At 72.1% G+C, this 19,403-nt stretch carries 21 protein-coding genes; 2 read left to right on the forward strand and 19 right to left on the reverse strand.

Annotated features, from left to right (window positions below; translation table 11 throughout):
• Nucleotides 1–50 precede the first annotated feature (50 nt).
• The 15 genes from BKA14_RS26635 to eno all read right to left on the reverse strand — a co-directional run bounded on the left by BKA14_RS26635 (nucleotide 51) and on the right by eno (nucleotide 12,511).
• On the reverse strand, nucleotides 51–614 hold the full coding sequence (locus tag BKA14_RS26635; RefSeq protein WP_184953578.1) for a hypothetical protein: 564 nt from the start codon (nucleotides 612–614) through the stop codon (nucleotides 51–53).
• Nucleotides 614–1,945 (reverse strand): DUF58 domain-containing protein, encoded by a 1,332-nt coding sequence (locus BKA14_RS26640; protein ID WP_184956977.1) that lies wholly within the window; start codon nucleotides 1,943–1,945, stop codon nucleotides 614–616. Before BKA14_RS26640 ends, BKA14_RS26635 begins: the two co-directional genes overlap by 1 nt.
• A 14-nt stretch (nucleotides 1,946–1,959) precedes the next feature.
• Nucleotides 1,960–2,970, reverse strand: coding sequence for an AAA family ATPase (locus BKA14_RS26645; RefSeq protein ID WP_184953579.1), 1,011 nt, complete (start codon nucleotides 2,968–2,970; stop codon nucleotides 1,960–1,962).
• Nucleotides 2,971–2,983: 13 nt separating this feature from the next.
• Nucleotides 2,984–3,562 (reverse strand): hypothetical protein, encoded by a 579-nt coding sequence (locus tag BKA14_RS26650; protein ID WP_184953580.1) that lies wholly within the window; start codon nucleotides 3,560–3,562, stop codon nucleotides 2,984–2,986.
• Nucleotides 3,559–4,254: a DUF4129 domain-containing protein gene (locus BKA14_RS26655; protein WP_184953581.1), complete on the reverse strand. Its 696-nt coding sequence runs from the start codon at nucleotides 4,252–4,254 to the stop codon at nucleotides 3,559–3,561. Before BKA14_RS26655 ends, BKA14_RS26650 begins: the two co-directional genes overlap by 4 nt.
• 101 nt (nucleotides 4,255–4,355) lie before the next feature.
• On the reverse strand, nucleotides 4,356–5,066 hold the full coding sequence (locus BKA14_RS26660; RefSeq protein WP_184956978.1) for a uracil-DNA glycosylase: 711 nt from the start codon (nucleotides 5,064–5,066) through the stop codon (nucleotides 4,356–4,358).
• A gap of 37 nt (nucleotides 5,067–5,103) precedes the next feature.
• Nucleotides 5,104–5,475 carry an LppU/SCO3897 family protein gene (locus BKA14_RS26665; RefSeq protein WP_184953582.1) on the reverse strand — a complete coding sequence of 124 codons (372 nt, stop codon included), beginning with the start codon at nucleotides 5,473–5,475 and terminating at the stop codon, nucleotides 5,104–5,106.
• 87 nt (nucleotides 5,476–5,562) lie between these two features.
• The gene (locus tag BKA14_RS26670) at nucleotides 5,563–6,873 is read right to left on the reverse strand and encodes an LppU/SCO3897 family protein (protein ID WP_184953583.1); all 1,311 of its coding nucleotides are present in this window, start codon (nucleotides 6,871–6,873) and stop codon (nucleotides 5,563–5,565) included.
• 179 nt (nucleotides 6,874–7,052) lie between these two features.
• Nucleotides 7,053–8,132, reverse strand: a complete 1,080-nt coding sequence (locus BKA14_RS26675; RefSeq protein ID WP_184953584.1) for an HAAS signaling domain-containing protein — start codon at nucleotides 8,130–8,132, stop codon at nucleotides 7,053–7,055.
• Nucleotides 8,129–8,458 carry a PadR family transcriptional regulator gene (locus tag BKA14_RS26680; RefSeq protein ID WP_184953585.1) on the reverse strand — a complete coding sequence of 110 codons (330 nt, stop codon included), beginning with the start codon at nucleotides 8,456–8,458 and terminating at the stop codon, nucleotides 8,129–8,131. Before BKA14_RS26680 ends, BKA14_RS26675 begins: the two co-directional genes overlap by 4 nt.
• A gap of 80 nt (nucleotides 8,459–8,538) precedes the next feature.
• Nucleotides 8,539–9,438 carry a Ppx/GppA phosphatase family protein gene (locus BKA14_RS26685; RefSeq protein ID WP_275412404.1) on the reverse strand — a complete coding sequence of 300 codons (900 nt, stop codon included), beginning with the start codon at nucleotides 9,436–9,438 and terminating at the stop codon, nucleotides 8,539–8,541.
• A 5-nt stretch (nucleotides 9,439–9,443) separates the two neighbouring features.
• Complete coding sequence (locus BKA14_RS26690) at nucleotides 9,444–9,944, reverse strand: amino-acid N-acetyltransferase (protein ID WP_184953587.1); 501 nt, start codon at nucleotides 9,942–9,944, stop codon at nucleotides 9,444–9,446.
• Nucleotides 9,941–10,438, reverse strand: a complete 498-nt coding sequence (locus tag BKA14_RS26695) for a DUF501 domain-containing protein (protein WP_184953588.1) — start codon at nucleotides 10,436–10,438, stop codon at nucleotides 9,941–9,943. Before BKA14_RS26695 ends, BKA14_RS26690 begins: the two co-directional genes overlap by 4 nt.
• 1 nt (nucleotide 10,439) lies before the next feature.
• On the reverse strand, nucleotides 10,440–11,138 hold the full coding sequence (locus BKA14_RS26700) for an FtsB family cell division protein (protein WP_184953589.1): 699 nt from the start codon (nucleotides 11,136–11,138) through the stop codon (nucleotides 10,440–10,442).
• Between the two features lie 89 nt (nucleotides 11,139–11,227).
• The gene (gene eno / locus BKA14_RS26705) at nucleotides 11,228–12,511 is read right to left on the reverse strand and encodes a phosphopyruvate hydratase (protein ID WP_184953590.1); all 1,284 of its coding nucleotides are present in this window, start codon (nucleotides 12,509–12,511) and stop codon (nucleotides 11,228–11,230) included.
• 166 nt (nucleotides 12,512–12,677) lie between these two features.
• On the opposite strand from eno, the gene BKA14_RS26710 reads away from it, so the two are divergent.
• Both BKA14_RS26710 and BKA14_RS26715 read left to right on the forward strand, forming a co-directional pair.
• On the forward strand, nucleotides 12,678–13,307 hold the full coding sequence (locus tag BKA14_RS26710) for a PilZ domain-containing protein (protein ID WP_184953591.1): 630 nt from the start codon (nucleotides 12,678–12,680) through the stop codon (nucleotides 13,305–13,307).
• Between the two features lie 42 nt (nucleotides 13,308–13,349).
• Nucleotides 13,350–14,018: a hypothetical protein gene (locus tag BKA14_RS26715; RefSeq protein WP_184953592.1), complete on the forward strand. Its 669-nt coding sequence runs from the start codon at nucleotides 13,350–13,352 to the stop codon at nucleotides 14,016–14,018.
• Nucleotides 14,019–14,051: 33 nt separating this feature from the next.
• On the opposite strand, the gene BKA14_RS26720 is transcribed toward BKA14_RS26715, so the two are convergent.
• The 4 genes from BKA14_RS26720 to BKA14_RS26735 all read right to left on the reverse strand — a co-directional run bounded on the left by BKA14_RS26720 (nucleotide 14,052) and on the right by BKA14_RS26735 (nucleotide 19,384).
• On the reverse strand, nucleotides 14,052–15,140 hold the full coding sequence (locus BKA14_RS26720) for a phosphotransferase (protein WP_184953593.1): 1,089 nt from the start codon (nucleotides 15,138–15,140) through the stop codon (nucleotides 14,052–14,054).
• 489 nt (nucleotides 15,141–15,629) lie between these two features.
• On the reverse strand, nucleotides 15,630–17,246 hold the full coding sequence (locus BKA14_RS26725; protein WP_184953594.1) for a DUF885 domain-containing protein: 1,617 nt from the start codon (nucleotides 17,244–17,246) through the stop codon (nucleotides 15,630–15,632).
• Between the two features lie 10 nt (nucleotides 17,247–17,256).
• Complete coding sequence (locus tag BKA14_RS26730) at nucleotides 17,257–18,225, reverse strand: nucleoside triphosphate pyrophosphohydrolase (protein WP_184953595.1); 969 nt, start codon at nucleotides 18,223–18,225, stop codon at nucleotides 17,257–17,259.
• A gap of 412 nt (nucleotides 18,226–18,637) precedes the next feature.
• A complete protein-coding gene (locus BKA14_RS26735; RefSeq protein ID WP_184953596.1) occupies nucleotides 18,638–19,384 on the reverse strand; it encodes a hypothetical protein in 747 nt (248 codons plus the stop codon).
• Between the last annotated feature and the right edge of the window lie 19 nt (nucleotides 19,385–19,403).

Consider the following 19,403-nt stretch of genomic DNA (forward strand, 5'->3'; position numbering starts at 1 on the left):
ACAACAAATCGATTTGTCAAGTGCTGTGACCCACATATTGCGGGCAGATTTCACGCTCTATGCACGAGCCGTGATATGAGCAGCGTGGCCGCCGCGGCACCGGCCAATCCGACCACTGTGGCCACGAGGAAAGGACCTCCCGCGAGTTCGGCGGCGAGCCCCAAGGCGAACACGGTCAGTAGAGCCGAGACGAGGATCACGCCCAGCGCCCGGAGCAGCCACAGGCCCACGACGTCGATGTTCACCACCGCGTCGTGCGGCAGCACCGCGGCCAGGGCCGTGAGCGAATGGCCCAGATAAAGGGCGGAGGCAATGGTCAATACCCGCCACAGCGACACTTCGGAGTCGTAAAACGCGGTGTCGGCCAGCCAGCCACCGATCACGACCAATGCGGCGAACGTGGCGCCCCGGCCGCGCGGCGCGAACGCGGGATAAAGGGCGACCACGGCCAGCGGCACGAAGAACTGCGTGCCGAACAATGTCAACGGCCACGCCACGGCCATCGCGATCAGGCCGGCCACGCCGACACCGCAGCGCACCAGGAACGGCAGAACGGTGGCACGGGTCAGCGCGCGGCGGGCGCCACCGACCTTCCGGGTGATCAGGTCGAACATCAGCGTCCCCGCGGGGCCGAGGCGAGCCGGGAGACGTCACGCAGCACCAGGTCGAGGCTGCCCGCGCCGGCCCACTCGACGACCGGGACGCCGTGCTCGCGCAGCCGGCCCAGCACGTTCTCGCGTTCCAGCCGCCACAGCCGGGTCGCCAGCGGCGTCCACGGGCCGCGCACCTCGGGGGCGGCCGAGGCAGGCAGGGTGTCGACGGCCACCACGAACCGGCCCGACTGGGCCAGCGAGGCCAGCATGTCGGCCGCCCGGGGGTCGATCAGCGGGGTCAGCACCACGACCAGCGCGTCCGACGAGACGTGATGCGCGCCGAAGTCGCCCGCGTGGTCCATCGGGTCGGGCCGCACGTCGAGCAGCCACTCCAGCACGGTCAGATATTGCCGGCGGCCGGTGGCCGGGCGCAGCCGGCGGGCCGCCGCACCGTATTCGAGCAGCGAGACCCGGTCACCGCGCTGCAGATAGTGCTCCGCGACCGCGGCCGAGGCCCGGACCGTGGTGTCGAGCACCGACGCGCTGCCGCCGACGCCACCGGACAGGCCGACCTCGCCCAGCACGTCGAGCAGCAGCACCACCTCGGCGTCCCGGTCGGACAGGGTGGAGGCGACGTGCAGGTCGCGCGTGCGCAACGAGACCCGCCAGTCGATGCGCCGCAGCCGGTCGCCCGGCGCGAACGGGCGGACACCGGCCAACTCGCCGCCCTCCCCCATCCGCCGCGAACGGTGCGCGCCGACCAGGCCGGCCGCGGCGGGCATGGCCTCGATCGCGTTGAACGGCTCGGTGACCGGATACACCCGTACGCCGTAGGCCGGGGTGACGACCGGGCGGCAGGCCAGCAGGCCCCCGCACGCGGCCACCCGGGCGGCGGCCGGGCCCACGTCCTGCCGGCCCCAGCGCAGCGCGTCACCGGGCAGGTCGACCGCGGCCCAGCCGTCCGAGGCCACCGTGAGCGCGAAAGGCCGGTCCGCGTGCTCCAGCTTCAGCCAGCGCGAGGTGCGGGTGCGCACCACCACCAGGTCGTACGGGATGACGTCGGGGTTGGTGACGGTGACCGAGGCCTGCACCTGGCCGCCCTCGACCAGCAGCTCCTCGTCGGCGGTGACCGACAGCTCGGGCGTCGAACGGGGCATCCGGCGCAGGTGGACGGCCGCGCCGATCGCGAACGGCGCGGCCAGCAGCACCAGGTCGACCCGGCCCAGCGCGACCCCGAGCACCAGCAACAGGCCGGTGAGCAGCACGGCACGGCCGAGCGCGCGGGTCGGGGCCCAGGCGGGGCCGTGACCCGAATCGCTCGACGTCGCCGGCGGCACGGCCCGGCGCAGCAGCGGCTCGGGAACCGTCACGTCGCGGTGTACCCCGTGGCGTAGGTGGGCAGGGCGCCGCTGGCCGGGGCCGGAGTATTTTGCAGCACCTCGTCGACCACGAAGGCCGGGTCGACGCGGCGCAGCCACATCTCGGGCCGCAGCGTGATGCGGTGGGCCAGGGCAGGCACGGCGACGTCCTTCACGTCCTCCGGCACCACGAAGTCACGACCTGCCATCGCGGCCCGCGCCCGGGCCAGCAGCAGCAGCGCCAGCGAGCCGCGCGGGGACGAACCGACCAGCACCGACGCGTGCTCGCGAGTGGCCGCGGCCAGCGACACGCAGTACCGGCCGATCGAGTCCTCGACGGTGATCGTCTCCAGCGCCGCCTGCATCGACTGGAGCGCGGCGGAATCGACCACCGGCTGCAGGAAAGCCTCCTCCTGCCGGCGCGACATGCGGCGCTGCAGCACCTCCCACTCCTCCTGGGCGGTCGGGTAACCGAACGACACGCGCAGCAGGAACCGGTCGAGCTGGGCCTCGGGCAGCGGGTAGGTGCCCTCGTACTCGATGGGGTTGGCCGTGGCCAGCACGTGGAAGGGCGGGTCGAGGCGGTAGGTGACACCCTCGACCGACACCTGCTTCTCCTGCATGGCTTCGAGCAGCGCGGCCTGGGTCTTCGGCGGCGTCCGGTTGATCTCGTCGGCCAGCAGCATGTTGGTGAAGACCGGGCCGGCCCGGAACGCGAAATCGCCCTTGCGCTGGTCGTACAGGAAGGAGCCGGTCACGTCGGCGGGCAGCAGGTCGGGCGTGAACTGCAGCCGGCGGAAGTCGAGGCCCAGCGCCTGCGCGAAACAGCGGGCGGTCAACGTCTTGCCGAGCCCGGGCAGATCCTCCAGCAGCACGTGCCCGCCGGCCAGGATCCCGGCCAGCACCAGCTCGAGCGAGTCGCGCTTGCCGACCACCACGCTGCCGACCGAGTCCAGGACAGCAGTGGCCAGCCTTCCCACCTCGTACGCAGGAAGGGGCTGCGCGCCTGTCTCCGTCACCACGGCACCTTTCTCACAGTCGTTCCAGGACGTCCACGTAGGACTCGAGGTCACGCGCCTTCGGCATGCGCCGGCCGCGGTCGTGCAGCGTCGCCCAGAGCGGATCGCCGAGCAGCTTACGGGCCCGCCGCGGGTCGGACGCCCGGGTGATCCCGTGCCGCAGCCGCAGGCGCTCGTCGGTGAGCTCGGCCAGCACCGGCAGAACGTTACGCGAATACAGGTCGTCGTCCGCGTTGGCCCGCTCGAGATTCTGCTCCCAGCGGCGCACCGCGGCCCGCAGCGAGTCGGTGCCGCTGCCACCGTCGGACGAGCCGCGCCGGTCGGAACGCTTGGGCCGCGGCGGCGGGCGCACCTCGGCCACCGCCAGCAGGATCAGCCGCAGCCCGGTCAGCGCGGACACCACGAAGACGATCGAGATGTCGAGGTCGGCCGAGCGCATGACGGCCACCACGACCGCGGAGGCCAGGGCGACCAGCAGCAGGTTGCGCAGCACCCAGCCCGTCCACGACCGCTTGCGCTCGGGGGCCGCCTCGTCGCCGCCCGCCGGCTCCTCGCGCTCGCCGAACAGGTCCTCCAGCCCGCCCGTGGTCACGCCGGCACCCCCGCGCCCAGATCGGCCCGCAGCCGCTCCAGCGCCGAACGGGCCTGGCGGCGCATCTGGTCGTCGACCGTGTGCGTCGCGTAGCGGGCCTGGCGGTAGACGTCGAGCAGCGCGGCCAGCACCTGCGCGTCGACCTGTTGCTCGCGCAGCAGGCGGCCGACCAGGTCGGTGGGGCTGTCACCGGGATGCCGGGGCGTGCCCGCGGCGGCGGCCGCCTGTTCCAGCCGCACCCAGCAGGCGATCACGGCACGGCGCGGGTCGCGGTCGGTGTCCGAGAGCTCCTCGAGGCCCGCATCGAGGGCGGCGACCAGTTCCTCCGCCGTACGGGGTTGGTCGCCCTGACGTTTCCGGTCGCGTTTGTTCTTGCCCGAACGGCGGCGGCGGTCACGCAGCAGCGAATAGATCAGCAGGCCGAGCACGATCGCGACGACCAGGCCGAGCACGATGACGGCGGCCGTGTTGATCCAATCGGGCAGGCCGCGGGCCGGCTCGGGCGGAGGCGGCGGGCTGGACTGCACACCCGACGGGACCGGGGTCGGCAGCAGCGGCGCCTCGGCGGTCGGCTCGTCCCGCACGATCTGCTCCAGGCGCGGCTCCGACCTGGTCGCGGCCAGCGCGGTGCCGAAGAGCAGCACGAGGACGGCGGCCAGGGGCCACCAGCGTCGCAGTGCCGCGAGGGTCATCGGTCCTTCTCTGTGCCCGTCAGATCTTTCGCTGTGCCCGTCAGATCTTTCGCTGTGCCCGTCAGATCTTCGCTGTGCCCGTCAGATCTTCGCTGGGCCCGTCAGATCTGAGCCAGCCGCTTCGCCTCGGTGAAGACGTCGTCGAGCATGGCCGGGGTGAGCTTACCGGTGAACGTGTTCTGCTGGCTGACGTGGAAGCACCCCAGCAGTTCCGGCACACCGGGCTGGCTGACCCGGGCCCCGTGACCGAACTTCGGGCGGGGCACCGGCGGCCTCGTGCCGTACACCGCAGTCATCGCGGGCCACCACGCCTGCCAGGCGAAAGCCCCGAGCGCGACGACCACCTTGAGGGTCGGGCGGATCAGTTCCAGCTCGCGGTGCAGCCAGGGCGCGCACGTGTCACGCTCCTCCGGCAGCGGTTTGTTGTCGGGCGGGGCGCAGCGGACGGCGGCGAAGATCCGCAGATGCCGCAGCGTCAAGCCGTCGTCGGCGGCGACACTGGTCGGCTGATTGACCAGGCCCGCCCGGTGCAGCGCGGCGAACAGCACATCACCCGAACGGTCGCCGGTGAAAATGCGGCCCGTACGGTTACCGCCGTGCGCGGCCGGGGCCAGGCCCAAAATGGCGATCTCGGGGTCGGCCACGCCGTAACCCGGGACCGGGCGGCCCCAGTAATGCTGATCGCGGAACGAGGCCCGCTTGGTGACGGCCACCTCCTCACGCCAGGCGACCAGGCGCGGGCAGGCGAAACAATCCGCGACCTCGGCGTCCAGCACGCTGAGTGAGGCCGCCCGGGCCGCGGTGGCTTGCACTTGCTGAGGCGTACGGGTGGGGCTCACACAGTTCTTTCTACGCCTTGGGCCGCAGACACAGGAGATAGCCCCGGTCGTCGCCGTTGGCGTAGACGTAGAACTCCTCCTTCTCCTGGAAGAACTTGTTGCAGGAGTCGCTCTGGGTGGAGCTCTCGCCGTCGACCCGCGCCACCACGGTGAACCGGGCCTCGGCGGCCGAACACTCGATCAGGGAAGCACCGGTCTTGGTGGTGCCCTCGTCGTCGACATCCTTGTCAGAAGCGATGCAGTCGCCGGCCTTGGCGTCACGGGCGCCGTCGCCGCCGAGGACGAGGCCGCTGATCGCGTAGACAGCGGCCGCCACGACCAGCCCGGCCACGATGGCCACGACCACCATGTTGCCCCGGCGGGACCGATCAGATGAGCTCACGCGGGAATCCTCTCGAGGGGCGGTCGCAGCCGCGACTTTAGCGACCGACCCCCGGGAGTTGCGACGTGCAGTCAGCCTTTCGGGCTGTCAGCCTTTCGGGCGCAGGCAAAGCACGTAACCGTCGCCCGCGGTGCTGCCATAGACGTAGAAACGCTCGTCACCGGAGAAGAACTTGTCGCACGCGGAGCTGGTCGGCGAACTCTCGCCCTCGATGCGGGCCACGACCGTGTATTCCGCATCCCGGAACGAGCAGTCGACGATCTCGGCCGAGGTGTCGGAGATGCCGGTGTCGGCGACCACGCCCGTGGCCGCGAGGCAGTCGCCGACCTGGGCGCCCTTGGCCGGATCAGCGGCGGCCGAAACGATCGCGCTCACACCGAAAACCCCGAGACCGACCAGCAGCACCCCGGCCAGCCCGACCGCCAGCAGCACGATCTTGAGCGTGCTCCGCTTCTTGGGCGCGGGCACACCCAACCCCTGATACGCGGGATAGCCCGGCTGGCCCGGCGGCGGAAAACCCTGTTGGCCTGGCTGCGGGTAATTCTGGTGGCCAGGCTGCGGGTAACCCGGCGGACCCTGGGGCGGATACCCGGGATACGGCTGGCCCGGAGGCGGCGGATAGCTGGACTGGCCCGGAGGCGGTGGGTAGCCGGACTGGCCCGCAGGCTGCCCGTACGTCGGCGGGCCCGACTGCGGCTGACCATAGGCCGGCTGCCCGAACGACGACGGCGCGCCCGAGTTCGGCGGAGCTTCGAGCTGCCCGTACGCCGGCAGGCCCGACTGCGGCTGACCATAGGCGGGCTGCCCGAACGACGACGGCGCGGCCGAACTCGGCGTGGCTCCGGGCTGCCCGTACTGCGGATAGGTGGGCTGGCCGGGCGCGGATGCAGCGGGGAAGGCGGGCTCACCCGGCGCAGCGGGTGGGAAAGCAGGCTGACCCGGCGCGGCCGGCGGGAAAGCAGGCTCACCCGGCGCGGCCGGCGGGAAAGCAGGCTCACCCGGCACGGCCGGCGGGAAAGCACGCTGACCCGGCACGGCCGGCGGGAAAGCAGGCTCACCGGGCGCGTCAGGGGACGAAGAGCCGGGTTGACCGGGCGCGAAGCCGGGCTGATCCGGCGGGAAAGCCTGCTGGCCGGGCGCCGCAGTGGGCAGGTAGGTGGGCTGGTCCGACGGCACGGCGGCTCCGGCCGGGCCCGCGGGCGACGACGGCGGCGGGAAGGCCGGGCCGTCGGTCGCCGAGGGCGGGAAGGCCGCGCCGTCGGTCGCCGAGGGCGGGAAGGCCGCGCCGTCGGTCGCCGAGGGCGGGAAGGTGGGTGGCGCAGGAGGGTAGGCCGGCGGCGGCGGGGTCGGCGGCGGCGCGAACGTCGGGTCGGGAGGTGGCGGGGTCGCGTCGCTCACGGGTGGTCCTTTCCGCGGGCCGGCCAGGAACGGCCGGATCAAGCGGAGCAGACAGTAGCGATCAGGCCTGCCTTCTCGCGACCCCGTTCAGTGGCCGGAGGGGTGGGCGGCGTCAGCGGCCGCCGGTGACGAGCGACGCGGACGGGGCGGGCCGGTCGGTGGCGTGGGCAGCGTCACTGTCAGCGGCCGCCGTCGAGGAACGATGCGGACGGGGCGGGGCGCTCGGTCTTGCCGGGCGGCGCGTCGGCAGTGGCGGTGGGCACGGCGCCGGCGCCGGGTGTGGCGGTGTTGCCGGGCGTGGCGGTGGCGCCGGGTGTGGCGTTCTCGTCCGGCTCGGTCGGGGTGGCGGCGCCGGCCGTGCGGCTCGCCGACGGGGTGGCGTTGGGTGAGCCGAACGGCGCTGCCTCGGGGCAGTACGGGTAGCCCATCGAGCGCGAGTGCCACGACTCACCGGTGTTGGGGTCGCTGCAGTAGGCGTTGCCCATCTGGATCGGCGCGCCTTCCTGGTCGAACAGGCGCGCGCCGGGCACCAGTTTGCCTGTGCTGTCGTAGACGAAGACGTCGGTGATGTAGTCGTACGGGTTGCCGCCGCCGGAGTAGCCCGCGTCGTTGTAGCCGGGGTCGCGCACGTCGCTGTCAGCGCTGAAGAAGCCGCCGATGGCGAACAGCACCAGGAACACCGAGCCGACGTTGATCACGTAGCGCTGCCAGCCTTCGCGGCCCAGGCGGCGGTGGCCGACCAGGATCGAGGCGACGACGCAGCCGGTCAGCAGCAGCAACGCCACCAGGGTGCTGCCGCCGATGCGGGGCAGCAGGCCGGGCTGGTTGCCGCTGGCGTCGAACAGGTAGGCCAGCGCCATCGCGCCCAGGTAGCCGCGCAGCACCCACCACGCGGGCCGGAGCAGCGTGAGGAAGTCGCTGGCCTTGGGGTAGCCGATCATCGGCCCGATCTTGACGTCGGCCGGCCCGAGCACCCGCATCACCTGGGTGCGCACCTCGGCCGGGGTGACCCAGGGGCTCTTGGGCGGCTCGGGAAAGCCGCCGACGTAGCCCGCCGCGGTGGCGCGCAGCTCGGCCGCGTACGCCTCGGGGGTGCCCAGCCGGTCGGTCAGGGTGACCGTGTCCTCGGCCCGGATCTCGGCCAGGTGCTCGGGCAGGTCCTCGAGGAGCTCGGCGCGGGTGCCCTCGGGCAGGTCGGCCAGCGCCGCGCGGACCCGCTCGACGTATTCGGTGATCTCGTCCTGTGCCGTGGAGTTCACGCCGTCTCCCGCTCGCGAAGCAGATCGTCCATGGTGGATGCGAAGCCGTGCCACACTTTGCCCGACCGCTGCAACTCGGCGCGGCCGGCCGCGTTGAGCCCGTAGTACTTGCGGTGCGGGCCCTCCACGCTGGGCACCACGTAGCTGTTCAAAAAGCCCGCGGCGAACAGGCGGCGCAGGGTGCCGTAGACCGAGGCGTCGCCGACGTCTTCGAGCCCGGCGGCCCGCAGGCGGCGCAGGATGTCATAGCCGTAGCCGTCCTCGTCGCGCAGGGCGGCGAGCACGGCCAGGTCCAGGACACCCTTGAGCAGCTGGGTGGTATCCACGCGAAGGACAGTACTGCGCAATGCGAAATACCGTCAAGACGACAGTAGTGCCGCCGCGGCCACGGAACGTCGCGAGCGGGTCAGGCCAGGCTGAAGGCGATGCCGTCGAGGATGTCGTGTTCGGAGGCGATCAGGGAATCGTGGCCGGAGCGCTCCATGATCGTGCGCAGGATCAAGGCGCCGGCGCCGATCACGTCGGCCCGGCCGGGGTGCATGACGGGCAGGGCCAGCCGCTCGGCGACCGGCATGGCCAGCAGGTCGGCGGTCACGCGGGACACGTCGGCCAGGCTCACCTCGGCGTGGTGGATGCGCGTGGCGTCGTACGAGGGAAGGTTTTGCGCCAGCGCCGTGACGGTGGTGACCGTGCCCGCCAGGCCGACCAGGGTCGTGGCGGCGCGGCCGGGCACGGCGGTCAGGGCGATGTCGACCGCGGCCGCGATGTCCCGCTCCGCGTTGTGGATCTCGGCAGCCGAGGGCGGGTCGCTGTGGATGTGCCGCTCGGTCATCCGCACGCAGCCGATGTCCATCGAGATGGCGTGGTCGACGCGGTCGGAGCCGGTGACGAACTCGGTCGAGCCGCCACCGATGTCGACCACCAGACAGGGCCGCTCGGCTTGCAGCCCGGCGACCGCGCCGGTGAAGGAGAGGGCCGCCTCCTCGGTGCCGCTGATCACCTCGGGGTCGACACCGAGCACGCCGCGCACCATGTCGCGGAACTCCTGCGCGTTCTCGGCGTCCCGCGAGGCCGACGTGGCGCACATGCGGACCCGGTTGACGCCCAGTTCGGCGATCTCGGCGGCGTAGCCGAGCAGGGCTTTCCTCGTACGGGAAAGGGCCTCGGCGGACAGGCGCCCGGTGCGGTCGACCCCCTCGCCCAGCCGCACGATCTCCATGCGGCGGGCGACGTCGGTCAGCCCGCCGTCGGCGACGTCCGCGATGAGCAGGCGGATCGAATTCGTCCCGCAGTCGATCCCGGCCACGCGGGTCATAGGTGCAGCAGCATTCTCGTGTTCCCCAGCGTGTTGGGCTTGACCCGTTCCAGGTCGAGGAATTCGGCCACACCCTCGTCGTACGAGCGAAGCAGTTGCTCGTAGACCGCGTGCGGCACGGGCGCGCCATCGATCTCGGTGAACCCGAACGAGCCGAAGAACCGGGTCTCGAAGGTCAGGCAGAACACGCGGGCCACGCCCAGCTCACGGGCCGCCTCGACCAGCCGCTCGACGATCTTGTGACCGATCTTCTGACCCCGGTGGGCGGGATCGACCGCGACCGTACGGATCTCGGCCAGGTCCTCCCACATCACGTGCAGGGCTCCGCAGCCGAAGACGCGGTCGTCCTCGTCGACGGCGACCCAGAACTCCTGCACCGACTCGTACAGGGTGACCGTGGCCTTGCTGAGCAGCCGCCGATCGGAGGTGTATTCGTCGACCAGGGCGCGAATGGCCCGGACGTCCTGAGTGCGCGCGCGCCGGATCTCCACCGTCATTCTTCCCGTTTGACGCAGGGGCCCTCGGTCCACCACGGCTCGACGGCGTCGCGGACCTCGTCCCCGAAAGGATTCACGCCCCGGCCCACAGCGAGCGCGTGCCCGAGGTGGACATGCAGGCATTTCACTCGATCGGGCATGCCACCGGCGGCGACGTGCGCGATCTCCGGAACGTCCTCGATGGCCTTGCGGCGCGTCTTGTAGTCCTCAGCGGCCGCTTGGTAGTGCGCGGCCAGCTCGGGGTCGGTGGACAGGCGGTCCTGCATGTCGCGCATGACGCCGGCCGACTCGAGGCGGCTGCACGCGGCGGTCGCATGCGGGCAGGTCAGGTAGTAGAGGGTCGGGAAGGGCGTGCCGTCGTCGAGGCGCGGGGCCGTCTCCACCACGTCCGGGTTGCCGCACGGGCAGCGGTGCGCGATCGCACGGGTGCCGCGGGGAGGCCGGCCGAGCTGGGCCTGGACGATTTCAAGGTCGGCTTCGGTTGGCTCAGGCATTTCAGTTGGGGGACTCCGCGTCGGCGGCTCGGACGCTGCTCCACAGCGTGTCGTACCAGCGGTCGGGTGCGGCCGCCGGGGCTTTCTGACCGGCCTCGGCGGCGGCGCCGGCCGGGTCGTTCAGCACGAGCAGCGGGGTCTCCCCCGGCCGCACGGCGAACAACGTCTCACGGGCCTGGGCCCGGAGGTATTCCGGGTCCTTCCACTTCTGCAGCTCCTGGGCCTTCTGCGTGATCAGCTCCCGCTGGGCGGCCTGGTCGGCCTCGAGCTGGGCGATCTGCGACTCCTGGGCCAGATAGACCCGCAGCGGGTAGGTGTAGGCCAGGGCGAGCGCGACGAAGACGACGATCAGCACCATCGCGCGGCCGGTCAGGGCGCGCGGCCGGGGAGCAACCGTGCGCTTGGTGGCGCCGCGGCCGGCGATTCCCGTACGCCGGGAGGCCGTCGGACGGTTCAGGGTCGTGCGCTTGATGTTCCGCGTCGGGCGGCCGGTCGCGCTGTTACGGGCGGCCGCGCTGCTGCTCGGCGCTTCACCCTCAGCCTTTTGTCCGCCTTTGGGCGTTTTATCGGGTGAGCCGGGGTCGGCGCGACCGCTCCGGACATTTCCGGTATTGCGGATTGGTCCGGTCGGACGGGTGCGCGACGATCCGGGGCGGCGGGACGGACCCTGACCGCTCGGTGATCGTCGCTGTGTCGTCACCCCAACCCCTCCGTCACGTGTTGTGGCGCCCGCTGAAACCTATGCCCGTTTCCGGGGGCGCCACAACTCCATGATCTAGTGGGCGCTCGTCACGCCGTGCGGTAACGCGGGAAAGCGCCCGCACCGGCGTACCGGGCCGCGCCCTCCAGCTGCTCCTCGATGCGCAGGAGCTGGTTGTACTTCGCGACGCGGTCGGACCGGGCCGGGGCGCCGGTCTTGATCTGGCCGCTGCCCACCGCGACGGCCAGGTCGGCGATCGTGGTGTCCTCGGTCTCACCGGAGCGGTGGCTCATCATCGTCTTGAAGCCGGCCCGGTGGGCCAGGTCGACGGCGTCCAGCGTCTCGGTCAGCGAGCCGATCTGGTTCACCTTGACCAGCACGGCGTTGGCCGCGCTCTCGGCGATGCCCCGGCCGATGCGGGTCGGGTTGGTCACGAACAGGTCGTCACCCACGATCTGGATCTTGTCGCCCAGCTCGCCGGTCATCGCGCTCCAGCCGGCCCAGTCCTCCTCGGACAGCGGGTCCTCGATCGAGACGATCGGGTAGTCGGCGGCCAGCTTCGCGTAGTAGGCGATCATCTCGTCGGTCGACTTCGGGGTGCCCTCGAAGACGTACGCCCCGTCCTTGTGGAACTCGGTGGCGGCGACGTCCATGGCCAGCACGATGTCGCTGCCCAGGGAGAACCCGGCGGCCTGCACGGCCTCGGCGATCAGGTCGAGCGCGGACGCGTTGGACGGCAGGCTCGGCGCGAAGCCGCCCTCGTCGCCCAGGCCCGTCGACAGGCCCTTCTTCTTCAGCACCGACTTGAGCGCGTGGTAGACCTCGGCGCCGGTGCGCAGGGCCTCGCGGAAGGTCGGGGCGCCGATCGGCGCGATCATGAACTCCTGCACGTCGACGTTCGAGTCGGCGTGGGCGCCACCGTTGAGGATGTTCATCATCGGCACCGGCAGGACGGCCGCGTTGGGGCCGCCGACGTAGCGGAACAGCGGCAGCTCGGCGCTCAGCGCAGCCGCCTTGGCCACCGCGAGGGAGACGCCCAGGATCGCGTTCGCGCCCAGCTCGCTCTTGTCGGCCGTGCCGTCCAGGTCGAGCATCTTCTGGTCGATGAGGCGCTGCTCGCTGGCCTCGTAGCCGACGAGCTCGTCGGCGATCTTGTCCTCGACGTTGGAAACCGCCTTCTCGACGCCCTTGCCGAGGTAACGGCCCTTGTCGCCGTCCCGCAGCTCGATGGCCTCGAAAGCACCCGTGGAGGCGCCCGAGGGCACCGCGGCGCGGCCTACCGTGCCGTCGTCCAGCCCGACCTCGACCTCGACGGTCGGGTTGCCCCGGGAATCCAGGATCTCGCGGGCGACGATCGCTTCAATGGTGGCCATGTGTCGTGTCGCTCCTTCATTCAGGCTGCCTTTGGCTGCCGTTCACACCGACCGCGACCCTGCGGCCGACCACGGCACTGAGCGTATCGAGCCGTCGTCACGCTCGTACGGTTGCCCTTGGGTTTTGGCTAAGGTCCGGCCCGGGTTCACCGATTACCCCGTCACTATGAGCACACCTACGCTTCCCGCCGACGGGTCGTTCATCGAGCTGACCTCGTACGGCGAAACGCTGCCCGGAGTTCGCGTCGTGCACACCGAGGGCCCCGTCCTGACGCTCTCGCTGGCGCTCGACAACGTGCCGCCGGCCGGCTCGACCGTCACGCTGCGCTGGGCGACGGCGCCGCGCGGCCGGTACGCCTCGCTCGCCACCGTGACCGCGGTCGACGGCAACCGGGTCGACGTGCAGCTGGCCGGGGAGGCGTCCCTGGAGCAGAGCCGCGACTTCGTGCGCGGCGGCGGCGGCGAGCCGATCGTGCTGATGCTGCCCGAAGGGCCGGCCCAAGGCTTCGTACGGGACCTGAGCGAACGGGCCGTACGGGCCCAGTTCACCGACGTCGAGGTGCAGCCCGGCACGGACCTCACGTTGCGCGTCCAGGTCGGCGACGAGGTGGTCGAATTCCCGGCGCAGACCGTCAAGGTGAGCTCGATGCGCCAGCAGATCCCGCGCCGCGGCCCGATGATCGTCGAGCTGGTGGCGGTCTTCACGGGCACCGACGAGCACTCGGCCCGGGTGGTCCGGCGCTACATCATGCACGAGCAGTTGATGGCGCGAGCACGCAGCGCAGCCTCGCCATAACTGGTTTGCCTGAGGTTGCGCGCATGGGCCAAGGTGTCAGACGTGCCCACTGTTACGCGCCTGACCGCCGGCCTGACCGCTGCGGGCCTGGCGCTGCTCGGCGCGGCCGGCTGCGGCGACCTCGACGAGGCGAACGCGGCCCCGCTGAGCCGGGAGTCCCTGATCACCGAGGCGGCCGGGCAGCTGGCCGCGGGCTCGGCCCTGACCTACTCCGCGAAATATCAGGTGGCCGGCGGTGAGGTCGCCACGGTCAACCGGGCCCAGCGCCCGCTCCGCGCGTCGTACGTCTACCCCGGCGGCCGCCTGATCGTGACGTCGACCGTGACGATCAGGTGCTCGACGTCGACCTGCGAATCCCGCACGGCCGACCCGGCCGCCGCGACCGCTCTCGACGACGGCCCGCTGATCTCGGCCGAGGCCGTACAGGCGATGCTGGCCACGGCCGCGCTCGACCCGGTCGTCGAAACCACCCCGCACGACACGACGATCGCCGGCCGCCACGCCACATGCCTGTCGCTCGCCGGCGTCGACGAGACCCCGTCCCGCGAGTTCGACCTGTGCGTGACCAACGAGGGCGCCCTGGCCAGCTTTACCGCCACCATCAACGGCAAGCGCATCGACCAGGCCCTGACGTCGTACCGGGACGACCTGCCGGACGACGCGTTCCTGGTCCCCACCGGCATCAAGCTGATCGACAAGTCGGCCGAGTAGCGAACCTCGCGGCCGGCCTCCCCGACTGAACACTCAGGGAGGCAGGCAGGAGCGACGAGCTCTTGATCGTCCGCCGCCAGTGCGGCGAACGTGACGCTTTCGCCGAGCTGGTGCGCGCGTGGCACGGCCCGGTCGAGCGGTACGTCGGCCGGATGCGCCGTCTTCGCGATCGGGGCGCTGATCGTTTCCTCCGGAATACGGGTGGGGCCGCTCCTGACCATCGGTGTGCTCGGCGTCGCGGCGGTGCTCACCCTGGCCGGCGCGCTGCGGAACCTCGCCCTGCAGCGTCGCCAAGCCGAACTGGGTAGTTGAGCCCGCGCCCCTAGCTCCGCAGCACAACCTCGAGCAATCCCCGTACGGCCCGGGCTCGCGCCCGCTGCCACCCACGGAGAGTGGGATGCCCCGGCGGCGCGGGCAGGGTCGACCGATAACGCCACATCCCCGCGAGGGCCGCGACGAACCGCCCCGCCCCGGCCGGAAGCAGGCCCGCGGCGGCCGCCAGGGCCGCCTGCGGCCCGTCGCGATGCCCACTGCCGACGATGTCGGTGGCCAGCCGCGCCCGGTCGAGCCAGCCGGCCCCGCGCACCCGAAACTCCAGTCCACCAGCACGGCCCCGCCCGCGCCGAGCACGGCGTTGTCGGCGCGGATGTCCTGATGGACCAAGGTCTGCCCGGCGGTCCACTCCGGCCAGCCCGCCGCCCGGTCGGCCAGCGCGCGGGCATGCTCCCGTTCCCACGGGTCGAGCAGATCGGGGTGCTCGGTGCGCAGGCGATGCCAGCCGTCCAGATCGGTCAGCAGGCCGGCGATCGGCGGCAGCACCGGCGGCGCCTCCACCGCGGCGATCGTCTCGCAGGCCGCCGCGACCAGACGGACCCCGCTGTCGGTCCACGGCGGTCCGGCCGGGACCCCGGCGGCGACCGACATGACCAGCGCACACCACTCATCGACCTCGACCGCACCGATCAGCTCGGGCGCGGGCACCCCCGGCGGAAGGGCCGCCAGCGCCACCGCCTCCTGCCGGTAGAACCGATGCGACGCGCTGCTCGCGCTCGCGGCGACGGCCTTGACGAAGACCTGCCGCCCGTTCGCCAGCCGCAGGACCGCGGCCGGGCCGGGCGACATGCCGCCACCTACATCGCGGCCCGCCCGAATCGGCGAACCGCAGACTTCCTCCACCGCCCGCCGTACCCCTTCGGGCATCGATCGCCAGGGCGGGCGCCGCGCGAACAAGCCTGCCGCCGAGCCTGGCACGGCACCGCGCAACCGCGGCCGGGCCGGCATCACCGAGTCCGGCTCGGCGCCACGCAACCACGGCCCGGCCGGCACCAACGAGTCTGGCCCGGCGCCACGCGACCGTGACCGGGCCGGCGCAGCCGAGTCCGGGTGTGAGGCCCACGGCGCATGTCGATCCGGCGAGTCGGGCCGTGGCTGAGCCCGATCCGGCGAGTCAGGCCGTGGCTGAGCCCGATCCGGCGAGTCAGGCCGTGGCTGAGCCCGATCCGGCGAGTCAGGCCGTGGCTGAGCCCGATCCGGCGAGTCAGGCCGTGGCTGAGCCCGATCCGGCGTCGGACGGTGCTCGGGAACGGACAACGGCCGGTGCCCCGGAACGGGTCAGACGCCCAGGAGGGTGCGCAGGTGGCGGGGTGGCGGGGAGCCATGGGCGAGCATGGCGTCGTGCCAGGCCTTGGGGGTGGCGCCGAACGGGCGGGCCGCGGCGATGGCCGCCACCTCGGTGTAGCCGACGAAGTAGGTCGAGAGCTGGGTCGATGTGAGCAACGCGCGGCGCCACTTGCCGGCGGCCTCGCCCTCCTCCTGGAAGCCGGCCCCCGTCATCAAGGCCATCGCCTCGGCTTCGGGCAGGTCGTCACAGTGGACGAGCTGGTCGATGATCGCGTTGAGGCTCATCCGCAGTTGCATCTTGAGCTGCTGCAGGCGCACCGGCAGGCCACCGAAGCCCAGGTCGGCCATCGCCTCCTCGGTGTAGACCGCCCAGCCCTCGACGAACGGGCCCGACCAGCCGAGCGCGCGCACCCTGGTCGCCGCCCGGAAACGCCGCGCGTGGGCGATCTGCAGGAAGTGGCCGGGCATCGCCTCGTGCACGGTCAGGTCGCGGATCATGTGGTCGTTGTATTCGCGGTAGAACGACTCGACGCGCTCGGCCGGCCAGTCGGACGGCGTCGGCGAGATGCAGTAGAAGGTGGGCACGTCGGCCGTCTCGAGCGGGCCCGGCGGGTCGCAATAGGCCACGGCGACGCCGCGCGCGAACTCCGGCATCTCCTCGATGACGCAGGGATCGTCGAGCAGCGTGACGACGTCGTGCTCGCGGACGAACTCGGTGGCCTCGGCCATCGTGACCTTGGCCAGGTCGAGAATGGTGTCGTCGGACGGATGCTGCGCGCCCAGGCTGTCGAGGGCCCGGCGCACCGTCTCGTCGGTGGCGGGGCCACCGGTCAGCTCGGCGGCCGCCTCCCGCAGGCTCTCGCCGACCCGTTCCAGATTGGCCCGGGCCCGGGACAGCACCTCGGCCGCGGGCAGCTCGGTGTCGAGCGTGTGCCACAGGCGGGCCTCCCACAGCCGGCGGCCCAGCCGCGGGTCGCGGCCGGGCTCGCCGCTGTCGACCCGGGCGCGCAGCCAGCCGTCGAACTCCTCGAGCGCCTTGAGCGCGGCCGCCGAGGACGGCTCGACGGCGCCGCGCATGCCCGGCTCCTGCTCGAGCAGGGCAGGCAGCTCGTCCCGGATCAGCGCGGCCGTGCCCGCGAACTGACCGATCGCCGTCTCGGCGTGGATGCGCGGCACGTCCCGCAGCACCGCCCGGGCCGTGGCCAGCGCGTCGGGAATCGCCGCCAGCCGGCCCCCCAGGCCGGCCAGCCTCTCCTCGGCCGGGGCGAACTGGCGGGAGATCAGCGCGTGCAGCAGCGGGCCGGGGTTGTGCTCCAGCGGATTCCACTCGTGCTCCCGCACGTCGCCCAGCTCGAACAGGCCACGCTCGGCCATCGCGCTCAGAATGGCGTGGTCGACCTGATCCTCCGGGTCGAGCGCGTCGGCATCGACACCGGAGAGCGCGTCGGTCGCGTCGCGGAGCATGGCGACCTGAGCGTCGACCGCGCCCGGGGACAGGTCGGGCAGGCGGTCGTCGAACCGGTGGTCACCCGCATAGGTGGCCAGCCCGGGGTTGCTTTCGAGCAGGGCGTCGACGATGCGCTCGGCGAGCGGTACGAACTCCGGCATGCCGTGAAACCTACTCGGCCGGTCCGACATTTTTGGGCTCCGCCGCCCGTACGGCCTCCGCGTACTCCAGCGCCGCGCGCCGCAAGGCCTGCTCGGCGTCGCCGCCCTCGGCCACGATCCGCAGCAGCCGCGCGCCGAGGTCGGTCCCCTCCGGCAACGGCACGTCGAGCCCGGCCCGATCCGTACGGTGAAGGATCTTGGCGGCCAGGGCGAGGGCGGGCTGGCTCAGTGCGATGCCGTCGAGCACCGAGTCGCGGGTCTTCTCGGCCTTCTTGATGCTCTCCCAGTTGCGGGTGATCTCCTCGATGTCGGTCACCTCGACCCCCGAGAACACGTGCGGGTTGCGCCGGATCATCTTGTCGACCAGGTCACCCGCGACGTCGTCGACGTTCCAGGCCTCGTCCGCGGGCAGTTCCTCGGCCAGCCGGGCGTGCAGCACGACCTGCAGCAGCACGTCGCCCAGCTCCTCGCGCAGCGCGTCGGTGTCGTCGGCCTCGATCGCGTCGTACGCCTCGTAACTCTCCTCGAGCAGATACGGAGCGAGCGAGCGGTGGGTCTGGGCCCGCTTCCAGGGGTCGCCGCCCGGGGAGGCCAGCCGGTCCATCACCGCCACGGCGTCGAGCAGCCGCGCCCCCGGCGGATCCCACGACCCGTAGATGAGTTCGAGCTCGGCCAGACCCGGCTCCCGCGCCAGCCGCAACCCCAAACTGCGTGCGAACGACTCGTCCCCGGTCGGCCCGGCCAGCCAGACCACCGCGGCGTCCTGCTGCCCCGCCGCGGTCGCCAGCTCGGCGATCAGCAGCTCGGGATCGCTCTCGACGACGGTGACCGGCACCCCGCTCTTGCGCAGCGCCTCGGCCTGCTCGCTCTCACCACCGGCGAAGACCGGATGCGCCCGCACCACATCCCAGGCGGCCGCGGTCAACAGCCCCGCAGGCAGACGCGGCGAGGTGACGAGCAGAAAGATCCGTGCGGTCATGCCGGCAACTCTGCCACCCCCGGTGTGCCACCACCTCCCCCACCCACCCTGGGGAGATGTGCGGACGTTACCGCTTGTCAACCCCGCGAACCGGGTTGTCCACAGGCCGCGGCGGCCCTGCTCGCGAGAGGTCGATCACAGTGCGGGAGCGACCTGATGGAGGGCGGATCGGGGCCGGCTGCCGGGCGCGCCATCAGGCCGGATGAGGAGGCCGCGGCGGGGTAGCGGGTGAGGCGACGTGCGGCGGGACAAACGGAGCAACGGGCCGGGCGGCAGACCGCGAGGCGGACCGGAGGGGGGGCAGGATCCGGATCGGACGAGCGGGCGGGGGCGGGCAGGTCAGGGCTGGACCAGGAAACGAAGCGGGCCCGGCCCCAAGAGGGAGCCGGACCCGTGGAAGACGCGTGGCCGATCAGGAGACGTCGGTGACGGTGCTCTTCGTGGACTCGCCCAGGGGGACCTCGACCAGGGGCTTCAGTTGGCCCTGCTGGGTCTGGAACTCCAGGACCGGGATGCCGAGCGGCTGATACCGCGGGTTGACCGTGATGTCCATCGTGCTGGTCAGTTCGGCTACTTCTTTGCGCACGGCCGCCGCTGTCTTGACCAGGGCCAGGTTCTCCGCCGGGAGCTGGGTCTTGAACTGGTCGAACGTCGTGCCCGCGGGGACCTCGTTGGACTGCAGCAGCACGGTGTAGACCTCGCGCAGGTCGTCTTCGGAGGCGTCGGGCGCGGCGGACTGGACCTTGGTGCGCAGCGCGCGCAGCAGGCCGTCGAATTCGGCGTAGAGCCGGACGTATTCGGCGGTCTGGGGCAGGCGCAGCTGGCTGGCGTAGTCGGCCAGCGGCAGGTCGGCCGGCAGCGTCACGTTTTCGCGTTCGGCCACGGCGGCCAGCACGTCGTGGCCGACCAGGGTGCGCACGATGTCGAGGCGGGTGATGGCCAGGGTGGGCGCCGCGCCGGAGGCGTCCGGCTGGCCGGCGGCCGCACTGGTCAGCGCGTCGGACGCGTTGTCCCAGACTTCCTGCACCCGGGCCTCGGTGACTTTGGCGCTGTCGCCCACGTAGGCGGCCACGGACGGCTCGGACCGGCAGGCCGAGAGCCCGCCCAGCCCGAGACAGGCAACGACGACGATGGATGCCAGTCGGCGAGCACGCTGCATGACACTGACTCTCTCACGT

The sequence above is a fragment of the Paractinoplanes abujensis genome, assembly GCF_014204895.1.
Classification (GTDB): Bacteria; Actinomycetota; Actinomycetes; order Mycobacteriales; family Micromonosporaceae; genus Actinoplanes; species Actinoplanes abujensis.